This window comes from Sphingomonas sp. 1F27F7B, assembly GCF_005503355.1.
GTDB lineage: Bacteria > Pseudomonadota > Alphaproteobacteria > Sphingomonadales > Sphingomonadaceae > Sphingomonas.
Genome location: NZ_SCMK01000039.1, coordinates 19579 through 33156, shown reverse-complemented (window position 1 = coordinate 33156; position 13578 = coordinate 19579). Strand labels below are relative to the sequence as shown.

Here is a 13578-nt window from a genome sequence, read left to right as displayed (position 1 = left end):
GTGAATTCCGCCAGCTCAACGATCCCATGTCGCGCCTCAAGCTCGCTAATTAGCCGATGTTCGCATTATGTCTGCCAAATCGTTGTCTGGCGCACAAACCTTGAGGTGACGCCCATTCGGGTGACGATCAGCGCACAAAATAGTCGCGAGATCCGCAACGCGGAACTTGCGGCTTTTTTGTTGGGTGCGCCGTGCCGTCGCCTTCCCGATCGAGGCGGCGCGCCGCCGCGTATGGGTTTGCTCTAGGGGCCTGTTCCGGCCCCCTGGCGCAAGGGCTGGACCGTCTCACTCGCTGCGCTCCCTCGCTTGGCGATCATGGGGGTTTCCCCGCCCTTCCTCCGCTGCGCTCCGTGCAGGACGGGTGATCCCCCTCCCCCATGATCGGCCCCTATTTGCGCCATTCCCCGACCCACTTCGCCAGCGGGCAGAAGTCGATGGGAGCCATCGCCTTCGGCTCCATTTTAAGAAGGGAATGCACATGGCACGGAACACCGGCAAGGCCCGCAAGACCACCACCAGCGCCGCGCGGATCGACGTTTACGAGGAAGTCACCAACCAGATTGTTACGCTGCTAGAGGCAGGCACCCGCCCATGGTCGCCCCGTTGGGCATCGGGCGCGGCATCGCTTCCGCTTCGCCATGAAGGCACCCCCTATCGTGGCATCAATATCCTGTTGCTTTGGTCCGCATCCATGGAGCGCAGATATACCAACCCGCATTGGATGACCTACCGGCAGACGCATGAGCTTGGGGGACAGGTCCGCAAGGGCGAGAAGGGCAATCTCGTCGTTCACGCTGGCAGCTTCACCCCCAAGGATGGCGAAACCGGCGAACCCATCACCAATGCCGAGGGCGAGGAAACGACCCGCAAATTCCTGAAAAAATATGTCGTTTTCAATGTCGAGCAGATCGACGGCTTGGACATGAGCAAGTTTCCCGCTCCGCAGATCGAAATCAAGAACCGCGATGAGCGCGACAGCGAGCTTGATGCAGCCTTTGCGCGCTGGCCCGTTCCCTATCGTGAGGGCGGCAGCAGCGCCTATTACGACCCCAGCGCCGACCGTGTCCAGATGCCCGCCTTTGCGGACTTTGTGACCGGCAATGCCTTCTATGCCACCCTTGCGCATGAGGCGATCCATAGCAGCGGCAGCGCCCACCGGCTCGCCCGCGAAACCCTGCGCGATTATGGGAAGGACCGCGCAATCAGGGCCGAGGAAGAGATGATTGCGGAGATCGGAGCCGCCATGCTTTGCGCCCAGCTTGGCATGGAACCGACCGAGCGCGAAGATCATGCCGCTTATGTTGCGTCCTGGCTTACCGCCCTTCGCAATGACAAGCGCGCGATTTTCCGCGCCGCGACCGCAGCACAGGCAGCAAGCGAACTGATCCTGTCCCACATGAACGCGCCCGCCATGGCTCGCGCCGCATGACCTAGAGGGGCGGCACCACGTCGCCCCCCTCCCCCGTTCCCGAAGGATCGACCGAAAGGAAGCAGTATCATGGAACCGATGCGCCACATTGATAGAGATACGCGCCGCGCCCGCCTTTTGGCAGCGCGCACCCGACCAGTCGGAGGCATCAACCGGCGCGGCATCTTCACCGGCCATTGGGACGGCGGCGATGTTGTGCGCCAGTTTCGCGGTGACGCCGGATCGTGGATCGGGCTTGCGACCTACCGGGCCAAGACTGACCCGGAGCCGCAACCATGAAGATCAGCAATACCGCGAGCGCCGTTCGCGCCACCTTCACCCCGACCGAGATTGCCGATTTGCAATATGTGATCGAGGCCGCAGAGCGCGCGGGCCATTACATGCCCGCGCGCGTCCCGACCATCATTGCCGCGCTGGCGAGCAGCGCCGACGATGTTCGATTCAAGCAGGCGATGAAGCGCGCGGAGAAGGATCGCGTTAAAAGGATCGAGCAGGAGCGGCGCGATCGGCAACAGCAATTCATGATAGGCGATGACTTTAGCGTCATGGCGAGCCGCGCCGACTATGCGGACGCGGCGCGCGATCCTGATACCCGCCAATGGGTTGATCTTGCCTTCCATGAAATCATGCAACGGCCCCTGCCCGATCAATGCGAAATCCGCCGCGATGTTTGGCTTGTGCGCGTCGTCCAACTCGACGGCGGCACATACAGCGCCGCCATCGGTTCGGATTGCACCGCCACCGCCCGCCTTGATGAAATCAGGCCCATTGCCGAACGGTTGATCGCGCGCTTTGAGGGCCGGGATTGAAAATCGCGGCGCGGGCCTCACGGCCCGCGCCTATGTTTGCGTCATAGAAAGATGAAATCATGGCCGCTCCCGTCATCGCCGCTGGATTGCTATTCGCCTGCACCCCGACCCACGTTGCCGATGGCGACGGCCCCATATGGTGCGCCGAGGGGCCACGCATCCGGCTTGCCGGGATTGCCGCGCGTGAGCGCGACGGCTCATGCCGCCCAGGGCATCCCTGCCCGACCGCATCGGCAGACGCAGCCATGAGCGCCCTCGTCGGGCTTTTGGGGGGCTCGCGGGGCCGTGTCCGGTTCGGGGGCGCTCGCTTCGATCATGCGCGCGTCCGAGCGCCTACCATGCGTTGCCTTTCGAGCGGCAACGGCAAGGGCGCGCGAACCGCCGCATTCTGCCAGTTGGCAGATGGGCGGAACCTCAATTGCGCGATGCTTGCGACCCGCACCGTTGTTCGCTGGGATCGCTACTGGCGCAGCGACATGAAATGCCCGCGATAGCAGGCCGATTGCGCTGCCATCGCGGATAGCTTCACAACCTCTGTTCCTTTTTCGTTCTCATGTGCGCTATTATGGGCAGCGAAGGGAATCATCATGTTGCTGCCGCCAATGCAGCCGGTCCCGCTTGCCGAGGTGCCAGAGGGTCTAATTCCTCACATCATCGGCGCAGCGGGGGCCGGTTTTCCGTCTCCAAGCCAAGATTGGCAGGAGGACGCCATTTGCCTGATCGAGCTTCTAAGGCTCGACCGGGCTGCCAGCTTTGTATTTCGGATCAGCGGCAACAGCATGATCGAGGCCGGAATCTATGACGATGATGTTGTTGTCGTGGACCGGGACACCCGGCCCGTTGAAGGCCATATCGTCATAGCAATCGTGGATAGCGGTTTTGTCTGCCGCCAGCTTGCTCGCCGTCAGGGCGGGATGATGTTGGAGGCTCGAAACCGGCATCAGCACTACGAACCGACCAGCGCCGAGGGCGTCGAAATATGGGGCGTTGTCCGATCCAGCGTCCGAGATTTCCGCCGCTAGGTCGCAGCCATGACCCATTCCATCGTGGACGTGCAGAACTTCTATGTGAGCGCAGAGCGCCTTTTTGACCCCTCGCTGCGCGGCGTTCCCGTCATTGTCCTATCGAACAATGACGGCTGCGCGGTCGCGCGCAGCGAGGAAGCGAAGGCGTTGCATGTCCGCATGGGCGAGCCGGTTTTCAAAATCCGCGACCGCATCGCGCGCCACGGCATCCAGCTTCGATCGAGCAATTACGAACTCTATGCGGACCTCAATCGCCGCTTCAACGCTGTGATTGCCGAGCATTCCGACACCGTTGAAATCTACTCGATTGATGAGAGCTTTTACCGCGCCCCGACCTTGCCGAACGGCCTTGGCGATGTTGAGGCCGCGCACAAGCTGCGCGAGGATATTTTGCGCCAAGTCGGCTTGCCGACACGGATCGGCCTTGGTCCGACCCGCACACTATCGAAGGTCGCCAACGCGCTCGCCAAGGCAACCGAAAAGGTATGGGGCGGCGTGGTCGATCTTCACGATACCGAGCTGCGACGACGCCTTTTCGAGCAATGGCCGGTTGGCGAGGTTTGGGGCATCGGCGGCGCGCTGGAAGCGCGCCTGCGCCCCCTTGGCATTCGGACAACCGCCGACCTCGCCGCGATGGCGCCAGCGGTCGCGCGTGACGTGGGATCGGTTGTGCTGGAACGCCTAGTGCGGGAGCTTAACGGCATCGAATGCGTCGATTTCAAACTTGAACCCGACCCTTTGAAGAATACCGCTGTCACCCGGCAATTCGGGGAGCCGGTCAAGACTCTGGACGAACTGCGCGAAGCGATGGCGCGGCGAGCTGCACGCGCTGCCGAAAAGATACGCGCCCAGGGCCTCGTCGCGAGCCGCTTGATGGCCTTTGCTCATGGCTCGCGCTACCGCCCCAATCCGCCATCGGCATCGCGATCGGCGCGGCTATCGCCGCCGACCAACGACCCGCGCGTCATTCTGCGGATTGTCGGCCAGATGACAGAGGCGATGTTTCAGCCGGGGGGCGTCTACACGAAATGCGGCGTTCTCTTGGAGGAATTGACGCCGCAAGGGCAGGGCCAAGCGGACCTGTTTGCCGCGCCTGATCCACGCGCACCCGCGCTACTGGCGGCGATGGACGGGCTGAACAGCCGCTTCGGTCGCAATACGATCATGCTGGCCGCGCAGGGCCACGGCCCCAAGGCTTTCGACACCAAGCGCAGCCAGAAAAGCCCCGCATGGACGACCCGGATTAAAGAAATTCCCGTCGCGCGCTGACACGCGGGGACAGGAATTTAGAAATCGACCTCGCGCCGCTCCATTTCATCAATGACCGCCTGTTCAAGCGGTGTGAGATTTTCCGGGTCTTGCACCTGGTCCCATAGACCCACCAATTCCGCATCGGTCATTGCTGCAACGGCAGCGGCATTGTCACCAGCGTTGTCCGTAACCTGTATCCTTGGGGCGACCCTGCCAGGTGTCAGCAATAGATGCCGCCCGCTAATTAACGTTTCTTGTGTAAAGAAGTTCGAGAACAGGCTGCCTTCGCTTCGCGTATCATGGATTTGAGTTGGCTCGCTGGAACAAGGTCACCGGGTTTCAGCGTTGGAAGCATCTGAACGTCCTGTTTGGTAGCGACAACCTTCTTATTCGCCGCCGAGGCTGCCGCTAATGCCTGCTTTTTTCGCATTTTGTTTCTGTGATATGCCTTGCGCTCGGCGGCTGTCATCGTGCGTAGGTTGTAGGCCTCCATCATTTTTGATGAGAAACGCGATGCTTTGCCCGTATTTTTTTTGACGTCGCCGTATCCCAGAGTTGAGCCGCCCAGATAACTACCTTTGCCCATTTGAGATCCCCAATATTCGCCGTAGATATTGGCATTGTTGAAAGTCTTGGACAACAGCACAAATAGCGAACCAATTTGATTGGTTCATAGCAGCTAGTCGCTGCAATGATCGAAAAACTGGTGGTTTGCGCCCCCTGCGCGGGCCTGCTGGCGCTAAGCGCATATCTGGGGCCGTTCTATGTACCGCCCCCTACCAGCAATCCTTCCCCTTTAACGATAGCCTTCCCCTTGCCGGGTCAAGCCCCGGCAAGGGCGAGATTGAGGCGGTTGAGCCGCCGCGTATGGTTTGCTCTAGGGGCCTGTTCCGGCCCCCTGGCGCAAGGGCTGGACCGTCTCGCTCGCTGCGCTCCCTCGCTTGGCGATCATGGGGGTTTCCCCGCCCTTCCTCCGCTGCGCTCCGTGCAGGACGGGTGATCCCCCTCCCCCATGATCGGCCCCTATTTGCGCCATTCCCCGACCCACTTCGCCAGCGGGCAGAAGTCGATGGGAGCCATCGCCTTCGGCTCCATTTTAAGAAAGGGAAACAGCACCATGAGGACCGACAGCCAGCTTTTCGCAGCGGTTCGCGCCTTGCCTCACATGACGATCACCAAGAACGAGGGGGAATATCGCGTCACCTTCCGCATCGCGTCCATCGCGCTCGCAGATCGTGGACGCCATAACGCGGCTTGGCATCGGGAACATGCAGAGAAGGTTTCCTACTACACCGATTGCCGTTTGGACGCCCACGGCACCGCAAAGGAGCTTTCCGCCCATTTCGAGCGCATCATTGCTCGCACCGCCGAATTGGAGGCAGGCAAGTGAGCGGCGCGGGCGACACGCTGGGCGACCAGATCGTTGCCGCTGGCCTTGCTGCCAATGGCTTCCTGCTGGACATAAATGGGGCGCTTAACGTGCCTCATGGTTTCCAGCTTCCCGCGCCGTGGAATCTGCCGTCGCGCCTGTTCCGTTTTCCCATCGAGGTAATCAGCGCAGAGCAGGACGAGCCGCGCAAGATCGGCCTTCGCCATCCCTTGCTTGCCGCCCATCCTTTCGTGCAGCACGTCGAGAGCGTTCTAGGGATCGAGATCGCCCGCGAGGGCGTGACGAACCGCTACGGCTACAGCAATCGCGAACATGGCCTTTGGCATCATGCCGTGGACCTTATCAGCGATGGCAAATGGCGTGATTTGCTGGAAACGCAGGAGTTCACCGAGCCGCGCAGCATCTTCAATGCCGTTGTCTATGGCCTGACCTACTCGCACCATGAGGACAAGACGGCGAGCGGCCATATCACCACCGCCGAGGCCCGCCAGATCATGCGGGAAATGGGAGCTACCGAACCGACCGACCGCGCCGGGTTGCTTCGCAGCTTTGCCAAGCCGTCAGCTTGTCAGCAGGAACGCGGGGCCGAGCGTTGGCCGATCCATCTTCACGGACCTTGCGCCGAAGATAAGGCTTGGTCCTTCATCATCGGGATCGAGGACGGTTGGTTTTCCTATGACCGTTCCGGCTTCCTGCAATGGTCGCCCATGGGCCGCGACCGCTACGCCGCAGGCGATAGCGCCAGCTTCACCGAGGCGAGCGGTCAGACCGTTTTCGCCTTTTGAGGGGATCGAGCATGGCCCGCCATTGCATTCGCGAACCCCGCTATATTCCCCCGGTGCAGCGCATCGGGGAGCAACCCGACCTGTTCGGTGGACCGACCCTAAGCCATGTTGCCGAGCGCCAAGGACCGCCGAAAGGATGGCAGCGCCAGTTGCAGAAATGGGGCCGCTGCACCGTCATTGCCGATCTTGAGGCAGCGCCGCCGCCTGTTATCGACCCTGCCCCGTCACCGTCTCCGGTTTTCCTAGTCGCTTGCGTGGCCGCGAAGCTGGACCGCCCCGCCCCGGCGCGCAATCTTTACGCCTCGCCATGGTTCCAGAAGGCCCGCGCCTATGTCGAACGACAGGGCGGCGCATGGTTCATCCTGTCCGCCAAGCATGGCCTGACAGCCCCGGAAACCGTGATCGCACCCTATGATGAGACACTAGGCGCGATGCAGGCAGACGAGCGCCGCCAATGGGGCGCGCGCGTGATCGAGGCGATGGGCGAGCAGATCGACGCCGCCGCGCCGCTGATCGTTCTCGCAGGCCGCAACTATCGCGATCCCCTTTGGCCGCAGATCGAGCGGCGCGCATCGGTCCCGATGGAGGGGCTTGGAATCGGCCAGCAACTCGCTTGGCTCACCCGGAATTGAAAGGATCGAGCATGTCTATCCGCCTGATCGAAGGTTTGCACCTGACCGCAACGCAGAAGGGCCACCTTGCCGAAATCATCGCGCGAGGATGGACCGAGGGACATTCAGGGCGCTTTCGCTACAGTCTTGCGCCCATCGAGGGAGAGCCGAGCCGCTTCCGCTATCACTGGCGCAAGAACGAGCGCGACGATTGGGGCCGACCTGTCACGCGGGAGGGACGCGGCATCATCGAATGCCTGCCCGCTCCCGGTTGACGAGAGCCAGGCCGAAAATTCCGGCGCGCCCGCCCAGGTGCGGGCGCGCCTATCGTTCCGGGGAAATCAGCCGCGAGGCTGGCCGACGCGCACCAGATCGAGCGAAACCGCATTCGCCGCAGGAGCCGCGCTTGCCAGTCCATCGCGCAGATCGGCGCGCGAAAGCATCGCGATCCAGTCACGGCCATAGGTCCGCGCAACCATGAAATAGGTTGTGCCGTGACAGCCGACCACGCTGCACTTGTCGAGCTGATCGACGGGAGAAGCCGCCCCGCCAAATCGAAGCGCCTGCACCGAAGCATCGACCCGCTGTTGAATGCCGCAGCATTTGCATTGCGACCGCACAAGCGCATTTGAGCGGGCAAGCAGCCCCCACGATGCGGCCCAGCGCGGGAAAATTCGGTCGATGTTGCTCATGCCCGATCCATATCAACCGACCGCCAGACCGTCCACATGAGGACGCTAGATCTCGTTTCCGAGATTCAGCGACGTTGCCTGTTCGCGCGCGCCAGGACGCTGATCGCCGGCATCCCGACACGCGGGCAGATCGACACGGCCCGCCCATAGCGGGCCATGGCATTATTCTCCTTCAGCACAGGATCGGGGCGGCAAAGCCGCCGCGCCGTTTGATCGTTCAAGGGCCTGTTCCGGCCCTCTGCCGCAAGGGCTGGACCGTCTCACTCGCTGCGCTCCCTCGCTTGGCGATCATGGGGGTTTCCCCGCCCTTCCTCCGCTGCGCTCCGTGCAGGACGGGCGATCCCCCTCCCCCATGATCGGCCCCCGTTTGCGGCATTCACCGACCCACTTCGCCAGTGGGCAGAAGTCGATGGGGCCATCGCCTTCGGCTCCATTTTAAGAAGGGAAAAGCACATGATGAATTTCGCGACTATGACCGCCGACCAGATCGCGGCCTATCGTGCAGTCGTCGCGGCGCTCAACGACCAGATGCGCGCGAAGCTGGACAGCCCAGCCCCTAACATCGTTGTGATGACAGCGGGCATTCTCGCACTGGTGGACGCCGACCCCGACACGTCGCTTGCCAAGCAGGCCGAACTTGCCGGGATTGTCGCCAGCTATGATGATTTCAGCGAGGGCAACAACCCGCACGGCGAAAGGGATTTCGGCACGTTCACATGGGCCGATACCCGCTGTTTCTGGAAGATCGACTATTACGACCGCGCAACCGAATGGGGTTCGCCCGACCCGTCAGATGCCGCGCAGACTTGCCGCGTCCTGACCATCCTTCGCGCCGACGAATACTGATCGGCAGCATCGAGGGCGGCAACGCCCGCCCTCACCCTCCCCATTCAAGGATTTCCATCATGACCGTCACCACCGTTAAGTTTTCGCAGCTTCGCCTTTCCCCTCTCAATGTCCGTAAGGTCGAGCCGAAGGGGATCGAGCAGATGGCAACTTCGATCCTGGCTCACGGCATTGCGCAGAGCCTTGCAGTCTATGAGGAAGGCGGCAAGTATATGGTGTTCGCGGGAGGCCGACGCCTGCGCGGCCTTGACCTCCTTCGCAAGCGCAAGGCAATTCCTGCCACCTTCCCCGTCCCCGTCATCATCAAAGACAAGGCCGAGGCCGTGGAACTCTCCTTGATCGAGAACGAGCAGCGGGAGAACATGCACCCCGCCGATGCAGTGCGGGCCTATGTCGCGTTGCGCGATGATGGCGGTTTGAACGCCGAGGACATTGCCGCACGGTTCGGCCACAGCACCGGCCACGTTGCCAAGTTGCTGCGCCTTGGCAGTCTTGCCCCGGCTGTTCTCGACGCCTTTGCCGCCGACCAGATCGGCATGGATGCCGCCAAGGCGCTGACCCTTAGCGATGACCATGCAGCGCAGATCGAGGCGATGGAGCGTTGCGGTAACAATCCAAATGCGATCCGGCGCGCGCTCACCGCCGAGAAGATCGAAACCACATCATCGGTTTTCCTCTATGTTGGAGAGGAAGCCTATCAGGCCGCAGGCGGCACCATCACGCGCACCCTGTTTGGCGATCATGGGTTTGCCGACTGCCCCGATATTCTGGACGAATTGCTTTGTGCCAAGCTGGACGGAATCAAGGCCGAGTTTCAGACCGAGGGCTGGCATGTTGTCGAGGTTTGCGAGGAAGCGCCGAGCGACATTTACAATCGCGGCTATCTCCACCCCATCACTCGCGAACCTACGGAGGCCGAAGCCGAGGCGCTTGCGACCATTGATGCCAAGATCGAGGAACTTGAGCAGCAGGGCGACAGCGAGGAACTGGCAGACCTGATCGACCAGCGCGAGAAGATTGACGAAGCCCTTACGTCCTACACGGACGAGCAGAAGGCGACGGGGGGCGTTTGCGCCTATGTCGGGTATCGCGGGGAATTGCAGACCCGCTACTGGCGCGCCGTCATCGAGCAGGAGCCGGAAGCAGATGCGACCGAGAGCGGTCCCTATGCCGCGAGCATGATCGAGCGGCTTACCGGCATTCGCACCCTCGCCTTGCAGCAGGCCGTTGCTGCGCAGCCCGATCTTGCCTTGGACATTCTGCTAGACAGCCTGACGGCCCAATTCATCCACGGCCAATATAGCTACACCGTTGGCGCCGACATTAAGCCCACTCGGGCCAGTATCAATGTTGAGGATGAACTGTTGAGCAGCAGCAGCATCGAGCGCGTGGAGCCGCAGCTTGTCGAGCGATTTGGCGATATTCCCGCCGATGCCCGCTTTGCCACGATCCGCGCAATGGAGCAGGCCGACAAGATGCAGTTGCTTGCGGGCCTTGTCGCCATCACGTTGAACGGAACCGTGTTCGATAATGGTGGCACAGGATCGCGCCAGCAGAGCGCGGACGAATATGCAGAGGCCGCAGGACTGGACCTTGGGGCCGTCTGGACGCCTTCGCAGCCTTTCTTTGACCGGCTGAAAAGGACGGCATTGCTGACCATCCTTGCCGATGAGTGCGGGGACCAAGCCGCCGCCGATTGCGAGAAGAAGAAGAAGGGCGACCTTGCTGTGATCGTCAACGAACGCCTGCCCGCAGGCTGGTTGCCCGAACCGGCGCGCCGCTTTGCACCTGTTGCCGAGCAACCCACGGACGAAGGCGAAATGTCCGAGGTTGCATGATGTGCTGGCCGGTGGAGTGTTCCGCTCCACCGGCCCCTTCTCAAGATCGGACTACCACATGGCTTCCGCGTGTCTCACTTATAGCGGATTTAGAAGCCGTATTTCTCGCGACGCAGCCTAAACGCGCTCTCGCCGCCTTCCATGATGCGTTTGATGGCCTCGCGGGCTTCAGGAATGTCTATTGCTCCTTCGCCTTGGATCATACCGCGAGATTCGTCGCCTGCGGCTCGATAGCCAAACCAAGCAACGAGTTCAGCATCACCATTCACGACGAGATTGGCGTTGTGACTAGCGAAAATGATCTGCCGGAGACGCTTCGCTTCCCAAAGTTGCTCGACGATTTCGAGCATAACAGGGTTGTCCAAGTCTTCTTCGGGCTGATCGATGAGGAGCGGCGGCCCGGGTTGATTGAGCAGGGTTTTTAGCAAAGCGGTTGCCTGCTGCCCTGCAGATGCGTTCTCGAAGGGAATATATTCGCCTTCGCGCGCGCGAAACTCGTAGATCGGAACCGAGGCAATCGGTGTCAGGGAAAGCGTGAGCCACACTTCCGGTTGCAAGGTTTGACACATGCGATCAAGATCGTTGGAGGTCAGCCCTGCGGCCACAAGAGAGGGCGCTTGTGGCCGGGCCTCGGTAGGAGAATGTCCGGGATCATGATCGGCGATTTTCTCCAGATCATCCAAAATCTGCAGCCATGCCGCTGCAGGATTGGCGGCATTGGTGATCGCTTCGCCAAGCGCTTCAACCTTGTTGCCTTGGACCCGAGAACCTGAAAGACCCTGGCGCAGCGTTTCCACGAATGCAGTGCTGTCAGCCTGCCGCTTCACGCTAACCCGGATTGCACCGCCTGATCGCGCCGTAAGTTCGGTGCATTCCCTTTCAACAAGGGCATCCTGCTCGGCTTGTGCCGCAAGCCATTCATCGCGCGCCGATATATAGTTGGCATCGGCCGAGGCGAGTGTTGCTAAAAGCTCGCGTGTCCGCGTGGCCTCTTCCGATAGTTCGCGGACTTTGGCCTCCAATGAGCCAAGCTGCTGCAGCTTTTCGCCGTGGGAGGACGACCGCTGCACGGCAGCATTATATCTGTCTTGGAAGCCCTTATAGTGCGTTTCCCATTCGCTCCACGGATCAACGGAAGCCGCATCAGGTTGTGGCTCCGTTATTGATTTCGCCGCCGCCGTCAGCGTGGACAGGGATAACAATGCCGCGTCGAGAAGGTGTGAATAGGCCGCTTGGGCCTTTTCCAGCACTTCACGCTCTTCGTCGGGCTTGTCAGGTGATGGCTGCAGGGACGCAATTTGTCCCTCCACAATTTTACGCAGCTCTTCGGCTTTCTGATGAACAGTACCTGCGCCAGCCCGCCATGCCCCAATTTGGGCATTTGCCGCTGAATAGTCCTTCCCCTGTTCAAGAAGCTGACGATCTTCGTCGCTCAGCCCGGAGAGTGACGCGCGCAGAGCATTGGCTTGCTCGGTGATCGACTGCTCTTCTAAAAGGCGATTATTCAGGACTTTGGACAGTTCCCGGAATCGTTGCCGCGTTGCGTAAGATTCCTTGATCCTGTTGGCGCGGTCGGTAGCTGCCCGCTCCAATCGGTCGAGATCGCCTTTAATAGGGGCGGTAATGAACCTCGTCAGCTCGTCCACTCGCACGCTCACGTCGCTGAGCTGTTTCTGGCTGTATGCTTGAATGGGCAACAAAGCGCGCACTTCTTCTTCGGTACAGGGGCGCAATTCACCCGTCCCGATTTTCATCTGAACAGTGCCATCGACGCTTGAGCGGCGAACCAAATGGGGCACGCCATTAAGAACATAAGTGACTTGGACCGTGGCATTTAGCGGCCGCAATGTCTTGTCGATCAGGCGGGAACGACGTGCCTGATAGTTCGGCGCATCATCGATATCATCGGTGGGTGGTTGATCGCATAGCGCCCATCGGACGTATTCCAGTACCGTGGATTTCCCCGTCCCCCGCCCACCAATCAGGGCGCTATATTGAGGATTGAGTGCCAGATCGACGGGACCGAGGAAGCTGGAATTGCTGACACTAAGGCTTGCAATATATGTTTCGGGAACGCGAGGAGTATCGAGCCCGATACGGGATTCCTGCGCCAGGCAGGCTTGCCGCAGCGCTTCGGCCGAAGGCCTAGCCCATTTGATCCAAGTAGAAGGCGTGCCGAGGGTGCTGTGATCGTCACGTCGGCTATCAGACGTTTGGATGCAGGCAATGCGCTTATTGCCCCATGCCTTTTCCCTACCTGATAGAATATTCCTTGGGCCGTCTTTAAGTTTAGAAAATTGCCCATCTGTATATCCGCCAACCCATGGCATTTCTGCATATTTTCCAGCCATGCCGTTACGCAATAACGAAAACTGGCCCTCCCCGGATACGTTGGGGAAAATCGTATATCGGTCGCGTAGGAAGCTATGTTTATCTAGATCCTCCTTGAGCTGCTTTAGGCTTTGCACATGGTCAAGTCGCTGAACCTCAGCGATTTTTGAATGCTCGGGGCCATTTTGGTTGATCGTAAAGGCAGTCAGCACGTTGGGCAGAAAGTCATTCGGGAAATCAGCATCAAAAATCACGATTGCCTGACAGGGCACACCCAGCGTCAATTCCATGCCGGGAAATACGACAAGACGCGCACTATCTGCCAATTCAGCGCCATCAGCGCCGGTTTCTTCGGCCGCTGCCTGTCGGATAAACGGCACAAACGTCATGCAATGGTGATCAGTTATCGCGATAGCTTGGATTCCGCGCTCGCGGCACGCCGCCACGAGCTTCTGTGCGTAAGCCGCACGCTCTTCGTCAGTGGTGGCGTTAAAACCCGTCCAGCGAAGATCGCGGGGCGTGTGAACCTGAAAATCACACCGATAAAAGTGCGCGCCCTTGTCCATTCTTC

At 60.5% G+C, this 13578-nt stretch carries 16 protein-coding genes; 12 read left to right on the top strand and 4 right to left on the bottom strand.

Translation table 11 applies throughout. From position 1 onward, the window contains the following. The first annotated feature begins 478 nt into the window (after nt 1-478). From FFS08_RS22580 to FFS08_RS22555, 6 genes are all read left to right on the top strand, one after another. The gene (locus FFS08_RS22580) at nt 479-1429 is read left to right on the top strand and encodes an ArdC family protein (protein WP_137865100.1); all 951 of its coding nucleotides are present in this window, start codon (nt 479-481) and stop codon (nt 1427-1429) included. A gap of 69 nt (nt 1430-1498) precedes the next feature. Continuing rightward, entirely contained in the window at nt 1499-1708 is a 210-nt protein-coding gene (locus tag FFS08_RS22575; RefSeq protein ID WP_137865101.1) for a hypothetical protein, read from the top strand. Beyond that, nucleotides 1705-2238 (top strand): hypothetical protein, encoded by a 534-nt coding sequence (locus FFS08_RS22570; protein WP_137865102.1) that lies wholly within the window; start codon nt 1705-1707, stop codon nt 2236-2238. The genes FFS08_RS22575 and FFS08_RS22570 overlap by 4 nt, the downstream gene beginning before the upstream one ends. A 59-nt stretch (nt 2239-2297) precedes the next feature. Beyond that, complete coding sequence (locus FFS08_RS24160; RefSeq protein ID WP_137865103.1) at nt 2298-2732, top strand: hypothetical protein; 435 nt, start codon at nt 2298-2300, stop codon at nt 2730-2732. 93 nt (nt 2733-2825) lie between these two features. Then, complete coding sequence (locus tag FFS08_RS22560; RefSeq protein WP_137865104.1) at nt 2826-3260, top strand: LexA family protein; 435 nt, start codon at nt 2826-2828, stop codon at nt 3258-3260. A gap of 9 nt (nt 3261-3269) precedes the next feature. After that, on the top strand, nt 3270-4532 hold the full coding sequence (locus tag FFS08_RS22555) for a Y-family DNA polymerase (RefSeq protein WP_171012775.1): 1263 nt from the start codon (nt 3270-3272) through the stop codon (nt 4530-4532). Nucleotides 4533-4549: 17 nt separating this feature from the next. Here FFS08_RS22555 and FFS08_RS22550 read toward each other — a convergent pair whose 3' ends face one another. Beyond that, nucleotides 4550-4741, bottom strand: coding sequence for a hypothetical protein (locus FFS08_RS22550; protein WP_137865105.1), 192 nt, complete (start codon nt 4739-4741; stop codon nt 4550-4552). Nucleotides 4742-4758: 17 nt separating this feature from the next. Beyond that, a complete protein-coding gene (locus FFS08_RS22545; protein ID WP_137865106.1) occupies nt 4759-5154 on the bottom strand; it encodes a hypothetical protein in 396 nt (131 codons plus the stop codon). Between the two features lie 372 nt (nt 5155-5526). Between FFS08_RS22545 and FFS08_RS22540 the strand changes: the two genes are divergently transcribed. From FFS08_RS22540 to FFS08_RS22525, 4 genes are read left to right on the top strand one after another with little or no spacing between them, the layout of a single operon-like run. Further along, nucleotides 5527-5904 carry a hypothetical protein gene (locus tag FFS08_RS22540; protein WP_137864889.1) on the top strand — a complete coding sequence of 126 codons (378 nt, stop codon included), beginning with the start codon at nt 5527-5529 and terminating at the stop codon, nt 5902-5904. Next, a complete protein-coding gene (locus FFS08_RS22535) occupies nt 5901-6689 on the top strand; it encodes a hypothetical protein (protein WP_249341272.1) in 789 nt (262 codons plus the stop codon). Before FFS08_RS22540 ends, FFS08_RS22535 begins: the two co-directional genes overlap by 4 nt. 11 nt (nt 6690-6700) lie before the next feature. After that, nucleotides 6701-7321, top strand: a complete 621-nt coding sequence (locus tag FFS08_RS22530) for a DUF6884 domain-containing protein (protein WP_249341273.1) — start codon at nt 6701-6703, stop codon at nt 7319-7321. Between the two features lie 11 nt (nt 7322-7332). After that, nucleotides 7333-7575, top strand: coding sequence for a hypothetical protein (locus tag FFS08_RS22525; RefSeq protein WP_137864890.1), 243 nt, complete (start codon nt 7333-7335; stop codon nt 7573-7575). A gap of 66 nt (nt 7576-7641) precedes the next feature. Here FFS08_RS22525 and FFS08_RS22520 read toward each other — a convergent pair whose 3' ends face one another. Beyond that, complete coding sequence (locus tag FFS08_RS22520) at nt 7642-7992, bottom strand: hypothetical protein (RefSeq protein ID WP_137864891.1); 351 nt, start codon at nt 7990-7992, stop codon at nt 7642-7644. Between the two features lie 453 nt (nt 7993-8445). Here FFS08_RS22520 and FFS08_RS22515 point away from each other — a divergent pair, with 453 nt between their 5' ends. Together FFS08_RS22515 and FFS08_RS22510 are read left to right on the top strand one after the other, a co-directional pair. Next, nucleotides 8446-8838, top strand: coding sequence for a DUF3768 domain-containing protein (locus tag FFS08_RS22515; RefSeq protein WP_249341274.1), 393 nt, complete (start codon nt 8446-8448; stop codon nt 8836-8838). Nucleotides 8839-8897: 59 nt separating this feature from the next. Beyond that, nucleotides 8898-10676: a ParB/RepB/Spo0J family partition protein gene (locus tag FFS08_RS22510; protein WP_137864892.1), complete on the top strand. Its 1779-nt coding sequence runs from the start codon at nt 8898-8900 to the stop codon at nt 10674-10676. Nucleotides 10677-10765: 89 nt separating this feature from the next. Here the strand turns inward: FFS08_RS22510 and FFS08_RS22505 are convergent, their stop codons facing one another. After that, nucleotides 10766-13573, bottom strand: coding sequence for a TrlF family AAA-like ATPase (locus tag FFS08_RS22505; RefSeq protein WP_137864893.1), 2808 nt, complete (start codon nt 13571-13573; stop codon nt 10766-10768). Nucleotides 13574-13578 lie beyond the last annotated feature (5 nt).